A 21,665-nucleotide genomic window follows, 5' to 3' on the forward strand; every position below is an offset into this window, starting at 1 on the left:
TTCTATGCCAAAAAGCCGAGTTCTTTCGAAATGCGATGTGCTGTTTCTTTCACCTTCGCAATAAAATATGAAATGTTACTTTCGCTGTACTCAATTGCTAATCCGGAAATACTAATCCCCGCTACAACCGTTCCATCACTTGAAAAAACGGGCGCTGCTATAGCGGCTGTATGATTTTCTAACTCAGAGTAGCTAATTGTGTGTCCTTCCTTTTTCGCCATTTGTAACACTTCTATCAATTGTTCCTTATCCACAATGGTTCCATCCGCAAACTGTTTTAAATCCGTTTCCTCTATGTATTTCTGCTTCTCTTCCTCAGAGAAATACGATAGTAAAATTCTCGGACATGCACCCGCATAAAGTGGCGCTCTTCTTCCAACCGCTGTATACACGCGTACAGGCTGAGCACCTTCCATCTTTTCCACATAAATCGCATCATTACCATCTTGAATAATTAAATTAACTGCCTGCCCTAAACTATCTCTAAGCTCTTTCATATAAGGAATTGCGATATTTCTTACGGATAATCTTTGTGAAACAAGTTGTCCGAATCGTAAAAAAACGACTCCGAGACGATATTTCCCCTTCTCGTTTTTTTGTAAAAACTCCATTTCTTCCAACGAGCCAATTAAACGATAAACAGATGTTTTCGGCATACTCGTAAGCTGGACCATCTCTGTTAAACTTAGCTCTTCATGCTCATAAAACAACTCTAAAATATCCATTGTCTTAACTGCCGTTTTATTTATACTCATTCTATCTCCCTCTTGTTCCGAATTCCGGAACATTAATTCCGTATTTCGAAACAAATATATAATTTAAAATTATAAAATATTCTTTCAATTCTATCAATATTTTTTTCAAGCTCATGATCCGATATATTTGTCAGTAATTTAAAAAACGTAAATAATTATATGCATTTTTAAATTTTTACATCAAATTATTACATTCCCAATGCATTTCATTTATCATAATATATGTAAAACGAAATGTAAGGAGTGTTTCTTTTGAAAAAGCTACTAGTGATTCCTGCTATTATGTTATCTTTTTGTATAGGTTATAATGTAACATTTGCGACAAATGAGGATACGAAGCTAAACTCTCAAATTGAACAACGTGCCATAACTAACGAAGATGTTGTATTTTTCGGATTAACCACTTATAATTTCAACTATTTTAATGGAGATAACTTAAGCGTTCTTGTCCGAAATACAGGTGATTCTCCTTTTAGCTATACTTTATATAATGCTAAAGGTGCTTGGATGATTGACGGAACTTTAAAACCTGGGGAACAAGCAATAAGTGAATTCGATATTCACTGGACCGATTGGCTTCCTGACGGTGAATATAAAATTTTTTTTAGAAATAGAGACGGTTCACTTTCCAAAGTGCATGTTTCCACAAAACTATTAGAATAAAAGTTTCAATAAAAAGTACGGAAGTTTAGATTTGAAATGAAATTTGATCAACTTTCATTCATAACACTAATATAAAAGAAAATATAAAGAGCATGTATTGATTAATACATGCTCTTCTCCTACTTATTCGAAATATTCTTTTTTAACATGATTGATTGTTCCTTCTTACAACTAACAAGTCTATTAGTTACATATTACTTATTTTTCAAAATCGTTCTTTTAGCCTTTTTAATAATTCTACTCGTTGATTTTATGTCAGTATCCTTTGCCCATTCTTCACACAGCTTCAATACCCAATCTGGTTTCGTTTTACTTGCATCATTTAACCAGTTTCCAACCGAATCTTGTACATATTTTGATGGATCTGATTTAAGTAAATTAAGAATAGGAAGTGCTTTTTCAGGTTCTTGTTTTAATACTTCAATATGTTTACTCCATACACCTCGAGGACGAATAGATTCTACAGAGAACCTACGAATATTCTCATCCTCACTTTTTGCCCATTCTACTAACAATTCCACACTTTCTTCTATATTTTGTGAAAGATCTTCTCTAATAGACATCCAAGCAATTTCTCGAACACCAAAATGATGATCCGCCGCAAAAGGTCGAATGTACGTTAATGTATCTTTTAATGTGTTATTTGATTTTTTATTCATAAATGCTGCCCAACATCGTACACTATCTGAAATATGATTAGATAATTTTAACAGTATGTCTTCCTTGTTTCCTTCATACTCTTTGAGTATAATTTCATCCAATAAAGTTCCTGCTATTCGTATGACTTTCATTCCTGTTTCAACGTTCTGTTTTTCTAATTCAGCTTCTATACATTCCAAACTATCCTTGAGTCCTATTGAAGGTAAGACATTTTTAAGTAGTTCAATATGATTTATAGCTAGCCATTCTGTTAGATTTACACTTTCTACTTTCCCTTGCTGTAGTAATTGTAAGACCTCTTTAGGAATTTCGTTTACTTTCCTGGCTCCTTTCCTGTTTAAGATAACTTCTGTTTCTTTCATTATCATTTAAATTCCCTCCTTGCAATACTATCTTCAAATAAACAGAGGCCATTTTGAAAAATAATAATCAAAATGACCTCTGTCTTTCTTAAATGAACATTCAGTTTTACAAAAAATGTGATTTAAATCCACCGGAAGAATATTTCTCCCATACATGCTTTATAACGCTCTTACTTGTTTCAACGGCCAGAAAACAGCTTGTCCTTTTCCGACAATCTCATCTTCTGAAATAAATCCGAACATACGACCGTCTTTCGAAACTTCACGATTATCTCCTAAAACAAACACTTGGCCTTCTGGCACTTTCGTTTTTCCTGTAATTTGTTCTAACGTAAAGTCTGGAGTTAATACACGGCCTGCCGCTTTTTCTTTAAACTCTTTTAAATATGGTTCTTCCATCGCTTCTCCGTTTACATATAACACATCGTTTTTATACTCAACTGTATCGCCTGGTAAACCAATTACTCGTTTTACTAAATCGTACCCTTCTTTACCGTGGAAGACGATAATATCAAAGCGCTCTAATCCACTTATACTATAACCAATCTTATTCACGAGCACTCGTTCGTTATTTTCTAAAGTAGGCATCATCGATTCGCCTTGTACTAATGAAGGTGTAAATAAAACACCGCGAATAATAGCGATTAATACTAGTGTAAATCCTATCGTTTTAGCCCATGAGAATAATTCTTTCTTCGTATTTTCCTTCATCGTTTCTCCTCTTTCTTACGTGTTTATTGTATGATTTGAACTAATTCTTGTACTAAATTAAGATCAATTTCAGAAAAACATGATTTCCCTTCTCTTACCGCTGTACCGACATGCGCTTGCGTAATTCCAGTTTCATCTAGCAATCGCTTTATATTTTCTTTCGTCACACCAGCTCCAGCAACAAGTTGAATTTGACCTTCGCTTACCTTTTGCATATCTGCAAGCACCGGAATATTCTCTACTATATTTCCTTGTCCACCTGAAGTTAACACGTGAGTCACTTTATGAAACTTCTTTAAAATTCTGATCGCTTCTACTGGATTTTCTATATCATCTATCGCACGGTGGTACGTTACATTTATTCCATCTACAACAGATAGTAAATCCGCTAATTTCTCTTCATCCACTTCATTTCGTTCGTTTAGTACACCTAATACAACACCAGCTGCACCTAATTTCTGCGCGATAATGATATCTTCCTTCATCATTTCAATTTCTTCTTCCGTATATGTAAAAGACTTCGCATGCGGACGAATCATAACGTGAATCGGTATATGTACTGCTTCTACCGCTTTTTTAATAAATGCATAACTCGGCGTTAAACCGCCTTCTGTATAAGATGAAATTAATTCAATTCGCTTCCCGCCAGCTCGTTCAATTCGTTTCACATCTTCTAAACATGTTGCAATAACCTCTAGCATGAGATGACCTCTTTTCGTGCTTTTTTCTTATTATAACATTAGTAAAAATAAGAAACCTAGCATTCTCCTATAAATCTGTAAAAATAAGAATGAAAAGAAAGATTTTTTTCATTCGATGACGTTTATTGGTGATTTTATATTCTACAAAAAAAGAGTAACACCTAGCACTTCTGACTAGGTATCACTCCTTTTTTTTTAATTATTATTCTTCGTTACTCCATTATAATAGTGGCTAAATGCTTCTACTAATGCATCAACTGACGCATACAATTCTTCTGGTGTATTATCTACCCCTCCCATTTCAATAAGTAATGCATTTGGAGAAAGATCTTGATTATATACTCCGTTCCCGCTTTTACGATCTTTAATAAAAATCCCTCGGCTTAAACCGTAATACTTCTCGTCTAAATATGAATTTATTGCCGTTACTATTTTTTTATTTTTTTCATAGTTAGGATTTTCTCGTCCTAAAATAAAATAAAGCCGAGCATAATTCTTTCCGTTAATATTTTTTGTTGTAATATTTTTTCGTGCATCATCTCTATGAAGGTCCATTGGAAACATAATATTTTTATCCTGTGCCAATTTATCTTGTAATATTTGACGGGAACCTTTGTAGGATTGGGCCCAATTTAAATTTTTATTTCGCAGAAAATCCCTCATATTTGTCGTATCATGTGAAACACCTATTCCTTTTTCTTCTAATTTTTGTTTTAAATAGTTTCCAACAAACGTAATATTCACTTCATTATTTGTACTGGAAGCATCATCAGGTATCGAAGCACCTGGAATGAGAGGAATAAACGCTTCCCAACTATGTGTATGATAAATAAAAACTTTATTTTCACCGTTATTTTGTGTATTTGAATTTTCACCAGTAGAATTGTTTTCTTTCCCACTCTTTGGGTGTTCAATAGCAGTACCTTTATCTTTAATGTTATCTAAAGGAACACTGGATTCTTCCGGAATGTTCGTATAATCTGTTCCTTCCCCAGCAATTAATATTTCCGAATAAAATTGATTCATATTAGGAAGTTCTCGAGTTAATAAACTTCGAAGATCATTTACATTAATGTTTGTAGAAAGTGACAGTAAAAAAGATTCCAAAGACGCTCGTCCTTTTTCTTTATGAAATTCTTCAGCAAAATAACGATTTTCACTTCCTATCATATACATAAGACCTTTAGTAGAATTCGTTCCCAATAATTGATTCATATAAAATGATTTAAATACGCTGGAATTACTAGAAATGAAGAATGAAGTGAGGATACATATAATAGTGAATAAAATACATATCACTACATATCTTACATTTAATACTTTCAGTTTAATTTTATTCATTTTATATCTCCCTTCATTTACTATATTCTTACGCATAATTTTTAAGTAATATGATTACTAATTTAATAGAATTGCCTCAACTACTATGTTTTCATTTAACCTCTTTCCGTAAGGCAAATGAGGTTAAAGTTGCCGTGCGCAAATATTATCAAGGATTTTTTAAAAAATTAAATAACCTGAGTCTATATAAATATAGAACTCAGGTTATTTAATACTGTTTACTCGATAGGAGGCACTGTATTTTGATGGCCTTTTTTATCTTCCATGTCAATGCCTAATTGGTCTTTCAATAACTTCATACCTTTTTGGGTAAGATGAACAGCCCGATTTTTATCCGTTTTTGTAATCCATTCCTGTTCAAAAAATAGTTTTGCTATTGCAGATCCTAACCAACCAGAAATATGGTAGCGTCGTTCACTCCAATCAAGACAAGGTTTTGCAAATATCCTTCTCTTTATATTTGCCGTTTCAATATTTATCCCAAAATTTAGAAACCATCGTTTACCTTGTTCCGTTACAATGTATTCTCCTTCCTTTAAAATTATAAATTCCCTATGTAGTAATTTTTCAGTTATCTCTACACCGAGTCTGCCTGCAAGATGATCATAGCAAGTTCGAGCATAACGAATTCGTTTTAGTTGATCCGATTGTTTTAAAGACCGAACTTGGACTATTGGTGCAATTGTTCCTAACTTTTCAAGAACTTCTGCTACCTCTTGATTAGCAAGTCGATAATACCGATGTCTACCATGTTGTTCAACTGTAAGTAGATTCCCCTCTACTAATTTAGAAAGGTGAGAACTAATCGTTGGATGTGACACTTTTGCCTTATAAGCCAATTCGCTAGCAGGTAGTGCCTGATTGTTCATTAAACAATCTAAGATAATTGCTCTTGTAGGTTCAGCAATTAGTTTAGCTATATATGAGATATTCGGATATACATTCATATTTCGATGATACCCTAACTGTTAAATTGATACAATTATTTTAAGTTTAATAGTAAAGGAGAATGTATTATGAATGCAATTGATCTTAGTATATTAAATTTGAAAGAAACGAGAAGGCGCTCAGAAAAATTATGGAATTCTCTTCCCGATAATTTTCTTAATTGGAAGCCTGATCATGAGGCTATGTCCTTTGGTGAGATGATTCGTCATGTTTGGACCTCAACTTTTTACTATCATATGATTTTAAAAAACAACGGCTCAATAAATGACATGCATATCCCGTATGATAACGAGCCAATTACTTGTGTAAAAAAAGAAATTGAATTGGCACAACTATACTTTACTGACTTCATAGAATACGTTGAATCCATAAGCATCGCTGAGCTAGATTCAACCCTTATTGATCGAAGTGATGTTGGCTATCAAAGATATTTAGGCGACATGCTATTACGAATTGCCTATCATGATGCAGTTCATGCAGGTCAATTTTTACAATATTTACGTATGATAAACTTGGAAAGACCTTTAATTTGGGATTAAATACGACAAATGTTTACAACGCTTCTATACTGGGATTATAATAATACGCAACAAATTATCTAACTAGTCAAAAATATTTTCGTTAGTTAAAAAGAGCAGTTTCGTTGTTGTACGATAATTAATATATGGGGATGATCACGTGAAAAAGCACTCTGAATTAAAAAAGCATTTATGTGAACTAGAGAAAAAATTATTAGAACCTAAAACTCGTACAAATCCCGTAGAACTGGACAAGCTACTTGCAGACAACTTTTTTGAGTTTGGAAGTTCGGGAGACATTTGGTATAAAAAGGATTCCGTTGGTGGAGACGGACTTAGTGTGAGAGAAATGACTCTTTCTAATTTTGAAATATATCCTTTATCGACGGATACTGTGTTGGCGACATATCTTGTAAGAGATGAAACTAGAATGCAGAATACTTTGCGAAGCTCCATTTGGAAACTGATAGATGGAAGGTGGCAAATGTTTTTCCATCAAGGAACAATTACAGAATCATGATAATCATTTATATCAAAAATCTACATCTCAATTTGGTACGTCGTACACATAAAAAGCACGTGTTTGATTAATAATCAAACACGTGCTTTCAAAACAACTATATTGTCCATAAATAATAAAATGTAAGTTAAAAAAACTACGACCGAAACGCCGCATCCGCTAATATAGACAGTGTGGCATCATCCATCGGCGGATTGTGCAATCCTGCTCTGACGTTTAAATAGTAGCGATGAAGCGGATTTTTTTCTGATAAACTTTTTGCTCCTACGATGCGCATTGCTTTATCTACAATAGATATTGCCGCATTCGTTACAGCATATTTCACTGCTGCTAGTTCGGCTTGTAATGATAGTTTATCCTCTGCCTCATCGTACTTTTTCGCAATTTGATATAAAAAGACGCGAGCTTGCATAAGCTCAAGTTCTAATTCTCCAACTAATCTTCTAACATTCGGCAATAAACTAATAGAATGATTTAAACTATTTGGCTTGTATGATCCCGCAAACTGAACTGCATAATTTCTTGCTGCTTGTGCAATTCCTAAATAACATGCTGGTATATGTAGCAACCAGCCAATACCCTTTTGTTTTACTTTCCCGCCCAATACATTCGTAAAAAAGCGACTTTCTATCTCTACATTTTGTAAGACGAGGTCATGACTAGCAGTCCCTCGCATCGCAACGCTATCCCACGTTTCTTCAATGGATACACCGAGCGTATTTCTTGGAATGACAAACTCACCAACTTCTTCTCGGCCTTCGATACTTGCTGAAATAATAAAATAATCAAGTATTGGCGCCATCGTTGTAAAAGTTTTTCTTCCATTTATAACCCACTTCTCGCCTTGTTGAACCGCTATTGTTTCTGGCTTACCGCCACGCGTCGGACTCCCTGTTTTCGGCTCTGTTGCTGCCCGGTTAAAGAGCGCACCGTTACGCACTTCTTCGCAAAACCATTTGAACATCTCATCATTCCAAGAACGATTTTCCGCTAACTCTTTCACAATACCAAGATGCCAGCCAATCGATAATGCAGTAGCTCCGCAGCCTTCTGCAATTTTTTCTTGAAATAAAACGAAGTCATATAAAGAAATCGCACTACCACCAAAGTCTTTCGGTAACGTTAATTTCGTATATCCGATATCTTTCAAATCACTTATATTTTCATACGGAAATGATCCTAATTCACTTAGTTGATGCTCCCTTTCCATGAACTTCGGAATCAATTTATTTATTTGTGCAATAATGAAAGATTGTTCTTCTGTTTCAACAAATGAGAGTGCCATACTATAATCTCCTTTATGTTCGATTCATCAACCGCTCATTTTTTCATTATGATTATATGAAGCTACCTCTCTATTGTTTCACTATTCCGATAAAAATACAATGTTTTTGACCAATAAGAAAAGTTCCTATTTTAAGATAGGTTCTTTTCTTATGTTAGTCACCCTTCAATGCCTTTAATGGCAAAGAGGTTACATATCCAATGTACGAGAATAATTCTTTAAAGAAGAATGGTATTTCTGTGTCTAACGTTTTATATGCTGATGTCGGCGTTGGTGAAGCATACGCTTCAATATTAATATGTTTTGCGATTCTCATTGCGCGTTTCATATGAAGTGGATCACTTACAATCGTGTATGTGCGTATTCCGTTCTCTATTCCAACTTCCTTCGCATTCTTTAAGTTTTCTTCAGTGAAAAGGGATTTTGTTTCAATTAAAATATCTTCGTCTTTTACACCTTGTTTCATTGCATATACTCTTGCAGTACGCGCTTCCTCAAGTTCTGCCTCGAACTTTGTACCACCTGTAAAAATAATCTTTTTAATATTTCCGTTTTTATATAAAGAAATCGCATGATTAATTCTTTCTTTAAATACAGGAGATGGTTTTCCGTTCCAAGAAGCCGCTCCTAGTACGATACCAGCATCCGTTTTCACGCCATCATTTGTTTTAAAACGATAACTCCAAATATCGTAAGCTGCATAACTTACATATAAAATAGCAGAACAAATCATTAGTAAAAATACTTGAAAGATTCGTCTTTTCTTACTCTTCTTATTTTCTTCCATTTGTAATTGCCTCCGTACATCATCCATACTTCTATAAAAAACATTTATATCAAATCGTTTTATTTGAGTTTATTTAAAAGAAGGAACTTTACTTGTTATTTATGTATAAAAGGGTTTTCATTTAAAATTGAGGATTATCAATTCATTTTTATTTGCGGTTTTCATTACATGTTTTAAATTCATAAGTTTATTACCATACAACTACATTGTAACGAATTTTTTCTCAGAAGGGAACGATGAAACAAAAGGAATTAAAATAAAGTAGCATTTTGTAAGAAAAAAGGTATATTTTTCTTACATCACGAACAATATACCTTTCAAAACACGAATTATAACTTTTCTTTATACAATTCTAATTTTTCCAATAAACGAGCTTTCACAACTGGCCATTCACTTGCGATAATACTATACACAACCGCATCTCTCACATGACCGTTTGGCAATTTTCTTTCATTTCTAAGCACACCCTCTTTTACTGCACCTAACCTTTCAATTGCTCGTTGTGCCTTTTCGTTTCTTGCATCCGTCTTAATTTGTACTCTCAGCATATGCAGTTTTTCAAAAGCATACTGGAGAAGCATATACTTACACTCTGTATTGATACTCGTACGTTGCACACTTGGATGATACCACGTTTGTCCTAATTCGACTGTTTTATCTTCTACTGAAATATTATATAGACGTGTACTTCCTACAATCGTATTCGTCTGTTGATCCACTACAACGAAAGGTATTTGAGTACCCTTTCCATAACCCTGTATCGCTTTTTGCACATATTGCTGCATATCTTGCGCAGTATCCATTTTAGAGATTAAATACGCCCAAATATCCCGATTTCCTTCTACAATCGAAAACAAAGTTTCGACATCATCACTATCTATTAACCGTAACTTTACTCTTTCATGAATCATTTCCATTTGTAAGCCCCCTTTGTTGTTACTATATCATACGAAACAAAAACAGATTATCAGAATAAAAGAATATAATTGATAGAATCACTTTTCGAATATACTCTTCCGTTATATGGTAGGAAGGCTCATCAATAATCGTTAATATTGCACCTCTGAAAAAGAAAATTTGGATAATTTCCAATAAATACTATATAATGATAAACGGGAGGGGATAAAAATGCTAGATCAAATTACTTGGGGCACGCCAGGCAGCTTATTATGCTTAGGTTTCTTTTTTGCAGGACTAGGAATCTTCTTAAGAAGCATGACGTCATATTCAAAAAATAAATAAAAACATCACAAAAACAGAAAATAGTACATTTTCACGTTTTAGGATATTTGATTTTCTTAGCTTGATAGTGATGTGGGAATACCCCGCTTTTAAACAAAAGAAGCCTTCCTTTTACAGAAGGCTTCTTTTGTTATAACTTTATCTTTTAAAAATTTACAGCAACAAATAAGCAATCGGTGTAATGATAAGTAACGTTAATATCGTTCTTTGTACATAGAGAATAATAAGTTCCGATACTTTTAACGGAATGTCTGTTGATAAAATACAAGGAATGGAAGCTGAGAAAAATAATATGGATGATACCGAAACAACCGCAATGACAAACTTTGTCACAAGTGGCGCACTTACAACTAAAAGAGAAGGTAAAAACATTTCCGCAATACCAACAGATGCGGCTTTAGCAGCTAGTTCTGCTTCTGGTAATTGTAAAGCCCACGTAAATGGATAGAAAATATAGCTGATCCAATCAAATATTGGCGTGAATTTCGCTAAGACGATACCAATTAATCCTACTGACATAATAGATGGCAAAATTCCCATCGTCATAATAAAACCGTCTTTTAAATTCACTGCGATATTTTTCATAATACTCGGTGCAGATTTCGATACTTCTAGCGCATCTTCCCAAGCGCGTTCTAACATTTTTTCTTTATAAACAGGCTCTGGGAACCCTTCTTTCGTTACATATGTATCTGGTTTTCTACTAAGTGGTGGGATTCTTACAGTGATAGCAGTTACGATGAATGTTACAACGAGAGTAGTCCAAAAATAAACATTCCATAAATGCATAATGTCTAATGTTTTTGCGATGATGATCATAAATGTTGCGGATACTGTAGAAAAACCTGTAGCGATAATAGCTGCTTCTTTTGTCGTATACTTTCCTTCTTTATATACGCGGTTCGTAATTAATAAAGCCAAAGAATAACTCCCTACAAAAGAGGCAACTGCATCAATTGCTGATCGTCCTGGTGTTTTCCATAACGGTCTCATAATGGGACGGCAAAACGTACCGATAAACTCAAGTAATCCGTACCCGACTAATAACGCTAAAAAGGCTGAGCCAATTGGCACGAGTAAACTTACCGATATGACTAGTTTCTCATACAAAAACGGCCCTACATCTGGTGCAAAGAACCAAGCCGGCCCTACTTTCAAACAATATAATACACCAAAAACGACGCCAACTACTTTTAAAATAGAAAAACAAATATCTACGATAGATGCATTCCACTTTTTCGTATAAAACGGATAGATTGCACCCATTATCATAACGAGTAGAGCGTAATAAGGTACTACGCTCGGAACCGAAGTCCGAATCCATGATACGATATGATCAATCATAATGGACGAAGCACCATTTATCGTAACTGGTACGAAAAACATAAACACCCCAACTAGACTAGCGAGTATAAACCGGAGAATAACCCCCTTCTCACTCCCAGTCTTAATTACATTCCTTTTTAATTCAATTTCACTCAAAATTCGACACCTCCTATTATCTAAATATTCTGTATAATCATGTTAGATTCCTTCTTTCAGTTTCTAATATTTCAGCATATAAAAAAGCCTATTTTAAAATAGGCTTTTTCTACTACTTCTCATAATCATCCACAATCACTTGAATCACACGATACGATTCGTCTGCCACTATTTTATTACTAGTCTTATTCGCATCATATGTAATTAACGCTTTCCAAAGCGCCCATCCTCTTGCTCTATTCCATGTTTCTTCATCTATGCGCAATACTTCTTTAAATACGGTTCTGCTATTCTTATCAAAAAATGTCCATGCCATCGCTACATCACAAGCCGGATCGCCTACTCCTAAAATACCAAAATCAATTACGGCACAAAGCTTTCCGTCCTTAACGAGTAAGTTTCCTGGTGCAACATCTCCATGAACCCAAACTGGTTTACGCTCCCACGTTGACTGAAGGGCTAAATTCCAAAGATGCTTTAATACTGTTTCATCAAAAACGTCCTTATTATTTTCGATCGCATCTCTCGCTTCTTCATCGTATATAGATATAAACCCGCCTCGGTAAAAATTATGTGCTCCAGCTATTGGGCCGTTACTCGCATCAATAGCTTGCAATTCCACTAAAAATGATCCTAAGTCCGCCGCAAATTCATTTAGGTCACGGACATTTTGTTTCGTAACAGTATCTCCTTCTATCCACTTATTAATAGACCAAGGCAATGGATACTCTTCAGATGGATTTCCTTTCGCAACTGGTGCAGAAATCGGTAAAGAAAGCTCCTTACTTAATATAGGTAGCCACTTATTTTCTTTCTCTACTTGTGGCGCATATGCCGCATCACTTGGCATTCTTACACTCATCTCATCCCCTAGATGAAACGTTCTATTATCATGCCCACTAAACTTTACAGGCTTCACTTCTAAATGTGCCCATTCAGGAAACTGTTCCCCTATCAACCTTTTAGCTAAATCTTTATGTATTTGAGTCATTCACTTTCTCCTTTTCTTTTGAAACTTACTAAGTCCATCCGTACTTCCAATATAATCAAAACCACTACTCTTATAAAAGTCATTCAACGTACGATTATGCCCCACGCAATCTAACTTCAAGTATTCTTTATCACATTGTACATTCTCGTCTATCCATTGTAAAATCCACTCTCCGATTCCATTCCCCTTATATTTCCGTTTCACCGCAAATCTATGAATATATAAAGAATCAGCAACTTCCGCCTTACCAAAAATACGCTCATCCCATTCATTTTGTTTAGGAGATACTGCAACTGTACCGACAATTTCATTTTCTTTCATAACCACATATGTATACTTCTCTCTTATACATTTTAGTATTTCAGCCGTAGCTTCTCCGCCTAACAAATACTGCCACTGATCCACTTCTTTATATTGTAGCCACTCTGCTACTTCTTTTAATAGAGTAATAATGCTATCGCTTTCCTCTTCAGTAGCAATTCGAATTATATATTCTTTAACTGTGCTTCTCTCCATATTGCCGTTCCCCTTTCTTATGCTTACTTCTCCCTTTATTCATTTTCGTTTTATACATTATACACCAAAATTAACCACTACACCTTCAAAGATATCTAACCTGTATTTCATCAAAAAAACCGCTCACTACTCGTGAAACGGTTTTAATTCCTTCAACATTCACTTCGTCTTCACAAAATAATATAAAAACCACACCGCATGATTTTGTTCATCTGCAGCTATTCTGCGCAACAACTCTTTCAGATGTGCATCCGATGTTTCATCTGAAATTTCCAAGTAAAAATCTACTGTCTTCTGTTCATCTTGTATCGCAAATTCTAATCCTTGTAAGTACGTATTTGGACATTCTTCCGTAATTTGTGGTTTTGGCTGCTGACCTGTTAAATTTGTATAGATTTGTACAAACTGATGAAAATGCTTTATTTCATCATTACGAATTTCAAGAATTTGATTTCGTTCCGCTTCATTCGGAGCCATGTTAGCTAATTTCGCATAGCAACTTATTGCACTAAACTCTCCATTAATTGCTTTCTCAATATCACGAATCAACTTATCATTTTGCCTATACCAATCATAATAATTCGAATTATCCATCGTATCCCCTCCATTATTTCGCATAACATTTTATGCAATTTGAAATAGCAGGAGCATGTATATAAAATGATACCGCATTTTCTATTCCCTTTAAAATATAGAAAAATCTATCCTGCTTGCTTTCCCGATAAGTTAATACAAATCAAAAAACGCTTCACTCCTAGTGAAACGTTTTTATCTTTTATGCGTTTAATCCCGTTTTTTGTTCCTTTATTACACTACGTTTAAGAGCAGTCGCTAAAATAATAACCATACTTACTCCACCAATCCAAACGAGTACAGTAAGAGGTGTACTCCAGCTTAACCCTTTTCCGAAGAAGAATATTTCTCTAAGCCCTTCAATCATAAATCGCATTGGCAACCATGCGTACACCCAGTCTTGGTAAAATGGCGACAACATTTCCGGTGCTAGTGATAATAATGGTGCCCCGAAGAATAGTAAAAGAGCGAATACACCAATTCCTTTTAGTCCAACTAATGAAAGTACCGCCGATATCATTAAGAAGAAACTAAAGGATGTAATAGATAAAAACAGTGCCGTATCTGTGAAGTTCGAAATATTTAACCCTACCATACCATCCGCGATCCATGTAAGGCCAAATCCAATTACAAGTGTCGCAACTGCTCCTGTTACGATTTGTTTTAGTTTTAATACGAAGTTTTCTTTTCTTGTACCTACTGGCATTTTACTTATCGCAATAAATATAATTGCTGCGCTCGCTAAACTTGCAATCCATAACGGCTGGAATAAAGACATCGGCGAGTTACCGTTCGCACTATTTTTGCCGGTTTCATTCACATTTGTCACTTTCTTTGCAATCGGTGTTACTACATTTGAAACTTGATCTGCTGTTACTGTAGCTCCTTTTGCTTTCAATCCTTCTAATAGTTGCGCGCGAACAGTATTGTTCATATTATCAACTACACCATTTAACATTTGTCCTGCCATAGTTGAAGCCGCTGTATTCATTCCTTGATTGATGAATATTTCTACCTCTGGCGAAGATGGCTGTGGTGTTCGTAATGATGCCTGCTTTGTACTAAAGTCTTTCGGAATAACTAATGCTGCGTAATACTCTTGATTATTTAAGCCTTTTTGAACTGCTTCTTTATTTTTCACTTCTACCCACTTCACCGCAGGTTCTTCCTCTGATTTTGATGTCTTTTTCATATTATCAATAATCGTTTGTCCCATATTCATTTTCGGTTGATTCGGAATTTCTACTCCTTGATCCTCATTTACAATTGCGATTGGCAAGTTTTTCGGCTGAGGTTGAACAGTTGGAAATAACGTTAATGAAAAAATAAAAACAACAAGTAGTGCAATAACTGGTGATACATATAACAGTTTATTTTTAAACATTTTCTTTTCTCCTCCTATCATTTGATTTATAATAACCAACAACGTGTTGTTTATTTATATTTGAATTATATGTTCGAGTTGAACCTTATACAATAATCAAAAATCGTGAATGTGTCGGTTATAAGACACATCTTTGAAATGTGTTGGCTAAAATGAAGGAGGGACGTGCTTTGCGTGATAGTAATTTAGATTTACGTGTTGTTCGCACGAAAACTGCCATACGAAATGCATTGGTGGAACTAATTGAAGAAAAAGGTTTTGACGCCATTACGGTGAAAGATATTACAACGACAGCAAACATAAATCGCGGTACTTTCTATGCGCATTATCAAGATAAATTTGATTTAATGACGAAATGCCAAGAAGAAATTATGTATGAGGTTTCTAGCATCGCCAAACAGAGATTGCCTGAAGTTATTGCTGATCTTGGTTCCAATCCTTCCCCAACAATGCCGTTTATACTTATCACTTCTATTCTTGAATTTTTAAATGAAAATAGTGATTTTATGAAAGCTATATTAAGTTCAAAAGGAGATTTATCTTTCCAAACAAAACTGAAAGACTTTATGTGGAAAACAATATTTGAAGATACGAATGGTGCTCTCATTAATAAGGAGAATTTACTTGTCCCAAGCCAATACTTAGCTTCTTATATGGCATCTGCTCATATTGGTGTTATTCAGCAATGGTTAAATAACGGGCAAAAAGAAACACCTGAGGAAATTGCTCGTATTTTATCTACAATCGCAGTTCATGGACCTTTTTATGCGGCTGGTTTGAAGAAATAAGCCAGCTATATAACAAAAGATCATCCACTATAATAGCGGATGATCTTTTATTTCATTACAACACTTCAATATACCCTTCAGTCCCATGTACCCGAATTCGTTGTCCGTCTTTTATTAATTTAGTAGCATTCTCTACTCCAACGACTGCTGGTAATCCATATTCACGTGCAATCACTGCTCCGTGCGTCATAAGTCCGCCAACTTCAGTGACTAACCCTTTTATGGACACAAATAACGGTGTCCAGCCCGGATCAGTAAAAGCAGTAACTAATATATCGCCCTCTTCTAAATTCCCTTCTTCCATGTTTAAAATAACGCGAGCTCTTCCCTCTATAACTCCTGAAGAAACAGGCAAACCTACAATCGCGTCAGCTGGGAGGTTTTCTCGTTTATATTTACCCGTAATGATTTCTCCATCAGACGTCATGATACGAGGAGGCGTTAGTTTTTCATATAATTTGTAATCTTTTTTTTGTTTTTGGATAAGCTCGTAATCTAGTTTATTCGTGCGAACAACTTCGTGAAGTTCTTCAAAAGTTAAATAGTATATATCATCGACTTCATGAATGACACCGCTCTGCACAAGTTGCTCAGCTTCTTTTAATAATGCCTGCTTATATATGAAATAACGATTAATCATGCCGTATTTTGGATATTCACGATAGCCGATACAATTACGGATATTACGAATCATTCGCTTCGTTTCTTCTACTTTTTGTTTTCCATCCGGCATTTGCTTCAATCGATTTACTAACTCTTCTTCTTTTTTCAAAGCTTCTTGCAGTCCTTCTTCAAACTTTCGTTTACTCGCACCATATTCAAAATCTCTTATATTATTTAAAATCATCGGGATAATTGTAGTTGGCTTTTCAATCCAGCGTGTTTTCGTAATGTCAATTTCTCCGCTGCATCTCATTCCGTATTTATTTAGAAAAGCAGAGATGGCATCTCGAGCTTTCTCCCCGCCTTTAAACTGAACTAGTTCATTTAAAAAGCTATCATCTTCTACATGTTGTAAATACGCAATAACTTCCGGATATGGCCGAATCACATCAGCAACATCCATTAATGCTAGCCCCATTTCAGACGTAATATTGTTTTGTACCGATTGAGAAAGTGTGTCCGCTGCATTCTTTTCGCCTAACCATTGCTCCATCTTTTCATTGATCCATGTTGAAGCATTCATACCAGCCATAATGACAGCAATATTTTGCGGATTAAATAATACTTTCTTTAATTGCTGGATATCTTCCACAATAAAATCAAGTACATCCACCCCTGATTTCATTTGCATGTTTTGTTTTAACTCTTCAATTGATGCTTCACTATTCTTTATTAAATTCGTAACGATTGTCGGGGCTTTTTCGACTTCTGATTGCGAGCTTGCAGGTGGCACACTTTTGCCAGCACTCTTCCCTTTTTCATCATCTGGTAACAATGTAATAAAGTCATCTCGCTCAACTATAGTCGTTAATGCATCTCGTATAAGTGGATCAGACTTCCCTAAAGTGTTTATTAAGAAATCTCTGCTAGCAGGTGAAGCTAATCTTGGTGTAGCATCCACAAACAGCCTTCCTCCCGCTTTACGCATAGGAGCATTAGTCGTTAACAGGAAAAAAGATAACCCAAGCGGTTTCATCGCATCGGTCATCATTTGTTGATGGCCAACTGATATATACACATGATTTCCCCCATCATTTTCTTCAGGGATTGGATATAAAGTCGTGATTGGGCGACTTTGGACAATATAAAATGTATCATCCACTAAACACCATTCAATATCTTGCGGACAACCAAAATAAGCTTCAATCTGTCTTCCGATCTGTGCTAGTTGTAAAATTTGTTGTTCAGACAATGTTTGAAGCTTTTGCTGAGCTGGTTCAATCTGTTTCGTCTCTGTTCCGCCCTCTTTTACAGCATAAATAGCTAATTTTTTAGTCGCTATCATCATTTCGGTAATTTCGTCTTCTTTTACTTTATAATTATCGGCAGAAACCAGTCCTGATACTAACGCCTCACCAAGTCCAAAACTTGCATCAATTGATAATACCTTTCGGTTAGAAGTAACCGGATCAGCCGTAAATAAAATACCCGATGCCTCAGGGAATACCATTTTTTGAACGACAACACATATAGAAACTTGATTATGTTCAAAACCATTTTGCATGCGGTACATAACTGCTCGCTCTGTAAATAAAGAAGCCCAGCACTTTCTTACATGCTGCAAAATCGCTTCTTCTCCGATAATATTTAAATACGTATCTTGTTGACCAGCAAACGAGGCATACGGTAAATCTTCAGCCGTCGCACTAGAACGCACGGCATATGCATGTTCATTTCCAAAACGTGAGAGATAATGAGTTACCGCTTCCACTACATCAGAAGGGATTTCTACAGCCATAATAACTTCTCTAATCTTCTTACTCATTTCACCAATTTGAGCTCGCTCTTCCATTTTTAACTTTGTTAGTTGCTCCAACAAAGTTTGTATCTCTTCATTTTGCTCGATAGCCTTTTCATATCCTACCGTTGTAACACAAAAACCTTCAGGTACTTGTATACCTTGAATGTTTGTTAACTCCCCTAAATTCAAACCTTTTCCACCAACTAGTGAAAGCTGCGTGTTTTCTATTTCCTGAAAATCGAGAACGAAAGAACTCATGTAACATCTCTCCTTACTATGCATGTGTTCTTGATTGTAGCAGGAGTAAATACGAATAAACAGTCTATTTCGAACTTGATTTACATGATATAATTAAGTTAGGAAGAGATAATTATTTTTATTTCGCCCCTCTCATTCCCTTCAATTCCATCTCCAAACTTAAACATTTTTTGATTACGAAAAACCTCTGTACAATTAATCGGACTATTTAACGGATTTATATCAGCTACTGTTATGTAATTTTTATATAGTTAGCCATTTTTATAATATGTAGGTAAAACCTCTTCCTCACCTAAATATGAAGTTAACAGCTTATTTTCAATTCTTTCTTTTGCATCTTGCGTTATGATTGGACGCGGGATCTTTGTTTGCTCCTGTATCATTTCTTTAATACACGCGAACTGCTCTGGCATACTAGCAAATGGTTAAATATACTACAGTGGTTTTCTTATCATTTGATTAGCTGTTATTGAAGTATATACGTTCGTATTTTAATGATGATTTGTAATTATCGGTTGAATGTTTCTTACACTGATAAAAAGGCCAATACCCTTAGCGTACAGGGTATTGGCCTTTTCTATGTGAAAAATTGCTTAGCGGACGAAATTCACGTTTTGTTGATGCTATCCCTCCAAGTAAAAATGGACAGTTTTGTTTGGAGCCGTTATATAATTCTTAAATTGATGGACATGTAATTTTAAACTAAATTATATACTCGACACTCTTCACTAAATAAATTCGTATCATATGTATGTTCTATATAAATTTGGTGCCATACCATAAAGGCTAATACTGTCCAAATTTTACGACTATGATCACCTTTATCTGTGCGATGTGCCTCCAGTAAGTTTAATACATATCTTTTATCAATTAAATGTTCGGTTTTACTTTCTTTAATAATATTCAGAGCCCAGTCATACATTTCATCTTTTAACCAATGACGGATTGGCACTGGAAAACCGAGTTTCTTACGATCTAGTACATGATCTGGAACAATACCACGTACGGCTTCACGTAAAATAGCCTTTGTAGTTCTATTGGCAATTTTTAATTCTGTTGGAATTTTAGAAGCGACATCAAAGACTTCTTTATCTAGAAATGGAACACGTAATTCTAGTGAGTGAGCTGTAGACATTTTATCCGCTTTTAATAAAATATCTCCACGTAACCATGTGTACATATCAATGTATTGCATTTTACTTACATCATCATAATCCTTAATTTCATTATACAGTGGTTTGGTTACATCCTTATAGTTAACACTTTCATTGTAAGACTTTATTAACTTAATTTTCTCTTCTTCACGGAAGATCTTTGCATTACCATAATAACGTTCTTCAATTGGTGTACATCCACGCTCTAGAAAACTTTTCCCTTTAAACCCTTCTTTAAGTACTCCACTTAAAGCTTTTAAAACCGTTCTCCCGGAAGTAGGAATGTATGAGAACATTTTTAAAGAGTTTGGCTCACGATAAATATTATATCCGCCAAATAGCTCGTCTGAACCTTCACCAGACAGAACAACTGTTACATGTTTACGTGCTTCTTTTGCAACAAAGTACAATGGTACTGCTGCTGGATCTGCTAATGGATCATCCATGTGCCACATAATTTTTGGGAATTCATTCATAAATTCTTGTGGTGTTACCAACACACTATAATTTTTTACTCCTAATTTCTCAGCAGTTTCTTTCGCTACATCTATTTCACTAAATCCACGGTGCTCAAAACCAACAGAGAATGTTAGGAGATTGGGATTTATTTCTTTTGCAATAGAAGCAATAATAGATGAGTCAATCCCGCCAGATAAGAATGCACCTACTGGAACATCACTGCGCATATGTACTTTTACTGAGTCATATAATACATCACGAATTGCTCGAATGTGTTCCTCTTTTGTGGTATCTGAAGCATTGAAATATGGTTTCCAGTAGCGATAAATCTCTATCTCTTTTCCAATTTCTTTTATGAAATAATGACCGGGTTCGATTTTATTAATATCATTTGTTAATGTTTCTGGTTCTGGTCCGTATTGGTACGTAAAATAATGTTGGAGAGCAGTTGGATTTACCCCCTTATCTTGCATTACATGTAAGATACTTTTCTTTTCAGATGCGAAGAAAGTTATATCGTTCTGTTGTGCAATGTAAAGTGGTTTAATTCCAAAATGATCGCGAGCACCAAATATTTTTTTCTCTTGACGATCCCAAATAACAAAAGTATACATTCCACGAAGATAATTCACACATTCTTCTTTTACTTGGGCATACAACGCAACAATAACTTCCGTATCTGACTGAGTTGAAAAACACGCTCCTTGTTTAATTAACATTTCACGTAATTCTATATAATTATAAATTTCACCATTAAACATAAGTATATAGCGCTCATTTTCATATGCTAGCGGTTGATGTCCCGCATCCAAATCAATAATACTTAACCGTCTAAAACCAAATTGAACATGCTCGTCACGAAAATATCCCTGGTCATCCGGACCACGGTGGTATAACAGATTCGTCATATTTTCAAATTGTATTTTCTCTGTTTCTGAATATCTTTTTGCAGTATTATACAAGCACCCTACATAGCCACACATTTTTTTACCTACTTTCAAATTATCTACTCTCTAAAATTTTTATAGTGTAATCCACTTTCAAGAAAAGTCAAAAAATACGTTCGTCAATTAAAGCTTCACAAATATTTAATGCTTATAAATTAATATTCATCTCATAAATAAGTTCTAAGACATTTTTTTGATGATCTAAACTAATTGAAA

General features: G+C 34.9%; 20 protein-coding genes and 1 pseudogene. 4 read left to right on the plus strand and 17 right to left on the minus strand.

Annotated features, from left to right (window positions below; translation table 11 throughout):
* Nucleotides 1-2 precede the first annotated feature (2 nt).
* Nucleotides 3-755 carry an IclR family transcriptional regulator gene (locus MR115_RS25315; protein WP_242243152.1) on the minus strand — a complete coding sequence of 251 codons (753 nt, stop codon included), beginning with the start codon at nt 753-755 and terminating at the stop codon, nt 3-5.
* Nucleotides 756-1,007: 252 nt separating this feature from the next.
* Here MR115_RS25315 and MR115_RS25320 point away from each other — a divergent pair, with 252 nt between their 5' ends.
* On the plus strand, nt 1,008-1,418 hold the full coding sequence (locus MR115_RS25320; RefSeq protein WP_242243153.1) for a hypothetical protein: 411 nt from the start codon (nt 1,008-1,010) through the stop codon (nt 1,416-1,418).
* 194 nt (nt 1,419-1,612) lie between these two features.
* Here the strand turns inward: MR115_RS25320 and MR115_RS25325 are convergent, their stop codons facing one another.
* The 5 genes from MR115_RS25325 to MR115_RS25345 form a co-directional block, all read right to left on the minus strand.
* Nucleotides 1,613-2,446, minus strand: a complete 834-nt coding sequence (locus MR115_RS25325; protein ID WP_242243154.1) for a DNA alkylation repair protein — start codon at nt 2,444-2,446, stop codon at nt 1,613-1,615.
* A 153-nt stretch (nt 2,447-2,599) separates the two neighbouring features.
* Nucleotides 2,600-3,151, minus strand: a complete 552-nt coding sequence (gene lepB, locus MR115_RS25330; RefSeq protein ID WP_061676960.1) for a signal peptidase I — start codon at nt 3,149-3,151, stop codon at nt 2,600-2,602.
* Nucleotides 3,152-3,174: 23 nt separating this feature from the next.
* On the minus strand, nt 3,175-3,852 hold the full coding sequence (locus MR115_RS25335; protein ID WP_242243155.1) for a copper homeostasis protein CutC: 678 nt from the start codon (nt 3,850-3,852) through the stop codon (nt 3,175-3,177).
* 195 nt (nt 3,853-4,047) lie between these two features.
* Nucleotides 4,048-5,193 (minus strand): stage II sporulation protein P, encoded by a 1,146-nt coding sequence (locus MR115_RS25340; RefSeq protein WP_242243156.1) that lies wholly within the window; start codon nt 5,191-5,193, stop codon nt 4,048-4,050.
* A gap of 218 nt (nt 5,194-5,411) precedes the next feature.
* On the minus strand, nt 5,412-6,140 hold the full coding sequence (locus tag MR115_RS25345; protein ID WP_242243157.1) for an ArsR/SmtB family transcription factor: 729 nt from the start codon (nt 6,138-6,140) through the stop codon (nt 5,412-5,414).
* Nucleotides 6,141-6,209: 69 nt separating this feature from the next.
* On the opposite strand from MR115_RS25345, the gene MR115_RS25350 reads away from it, so the two are divergent.
* The gene (locus MR115_RS25350; protein WP_242243158.1) at nt 6,210-6,680 is read left to right on the plus strand and encodes a DinB family protein; all 471 of its coding nucleotides are present in this window, start codon (nt 6,210-6,212) and stop codon (nt 6,678-6,680) included.
* Nucleotides 6,681-6,819: 139 nt separating this feature from the next.
* Entirely contained in the window at nt 6,820-7,179 is a 360-nt protein-coding gene (locus MR115_RS25355; RefSeq protein WP_242243159.1) for a nuclear transport factor 2 family protein, read from the plus strand.
* A 136-nt stretch (nt 7,180-7,315) separates the two neighbouring features.
* Here MR115_RS25355 and MR115_RS25360 read toward each other — a convergent pair whose 3' ends face one another.
* The 8 genes from MR115_RS25360 to MR115_RS25395 form a co-directional block, all read right to left on the minus strand.
* A complete protein-coding gene (locus MR115_RS25360) occupies nt 7,316-8,464 on the minus strand; it encodes an acyl-CoA dehydrogenase family protein (RefSeq protein ID WP_242243160.1) in 1,149 nt (382 codons plus the stop codon).
* Between the two features lie 154 nt (nt 8,465-8,618).
* Entirely contained in the window at nt 8,619-9,251 is a 633-nt protein-coding gene (locus tag MR115_RS25365; RefSeq protein ID WP_242243161.1) for a YdcF family protein, read from the minus strand.
* Between the two features lie 329 nt (nt 9,252-9,580).
* Nucleotides 9,581-10,168 (minus strand): GNAT family N-acetyltransferase, encoded by a 588-nt coding sequence (locus MR115_RS25370; RefSeq protein WP_242243162.1) that lies wholly within the window; start codon nt 10,166-10,168, stop codon nt 9,581-9,583.
* Between the two features lie 478 nt (nt 10,169-10,646).
* A complete protein-coding gene (locus MR115_RS25375) occupies nt 10,647-11,975 on the minus strand; it encodes a YjiH family protein (protein ID WP_242243163.1) in 1,329 nt (442 codons plus the stop codon).
* 112 nt (nt 11,976-12,087) lie between these two features.
* Nucleotides 12,088-12,966, minus strand: a complete 879-nt coding sequence (locus MR115_RS25380) for an aminoglycoside phosphotransferase family protein (RefSeq protein WP_097818924.1) — start codon at nt 12,964-12,966, stop codon at nt 12,088-12,090.
* Complete coding sequence (locus tag MR115_RS25385; RefSeq protein ID WP_097818925.1) at nt 12,967-13,482, minus strand: GNAT family N-acetyltransferase; 516 nt, start codon at nt 13,480-13,482, stop codon at nt 12,967-12,969.
* 159 nt (nt 13,483-13,641) lie between these two features.
* Nucleotides 13,642-14,076 (minus strand): ferritin-like domain-containing protein, encoded by a 435-nt coding sequence (locus tag MR115_RS25390; RefSeq protein ID WP_097818926.1) that lies wholly within the window; start codon nt 14,074-14,076, stop codon nt 13,642-13,644.
* 181 nt (nt 14,077-14,257) lie between these two features.
* The gene (locus MR115_RS25395; RefSeq protein WP_242243164.1) at nt 14,258-15,439 is read right to left on the minus strand and encodes a YhgE/Pip domain-containing protein; all 1,182 of its coding nucleotides are present in this window, start codon (nt 15,437-15,439) and stop codon (nt 14,258-14,260) included.
* A gap of 170 nt (nt 15,440-15,609) precedes the next feature.
* Between MR115_RS25395 and MR115_RS25400 the strand changes: the two genes are divergently transcribed.
* Complete coding sequence (locus tag MR115_RS25400) at nt 15,610-16,227, plus strand: TetR/AcrR family transcriptional regulator (RefSeq protein WP_242243165.1); 618 nt, start codon at nt 15,610-15,612, stop codon at nt 16,225-16,227.
* 55 nt (nt 16,228-16,282) lie between these two features.
* Here the strand turns inward: MR115_RS25400 and ppsA are convergent, their stop codons facing one another.
* The 3 genes and pseudogenes from ppsA to asnB all read right to left on the minus strand — a co-directional run bounded on the left by ppsA (nt 16,283) and on the right by asnB (nt 21,485).
* A complete protein-coding gene (gene ppsA, locus MR115_RS25405) occupies nt 16,283-18,889 on the minus strand; it encodes a phosphoenolpyruvate synthase (protein ID WP_242243166.1) in 2,607 nt (868 codons plus the stop codon).
* Nucleotides 18,890-18,987: 98 nt separating this feature from the next.
* A pseudogene (locus MR115_RS25410) lies at nt 18,988-19,302 on the minus strand (YolD-like family protein).
* Nucleotides 19,303-19,586: 284 nt separating this feature from the next.
* Nucleotides 19,587-21,485, minus strand: coding sequence for an asparagine synthase (glutamine-hydrolyzing) (asnB, locus tag MR115_RS25415; RefSeq protein ID WP_242243180.1), 1,899 nt, complete (start codon nt 21,483-21,485; stop codon nt 19,587-19,589).
* Nucleotides 21,486-21,665 lie beyond the last annotated feature (180 nt).

It is taken from the genome of Bacillus cereus group sp. BfR-BA-01309 (genome assembly GCF_022664315.1).
Classification (GTDB): Bacteria; Bacillota; Bacilli; order Bacillales; family Bacillaceae_G; genus Bacillus_A; species Bacillus_A mobilis.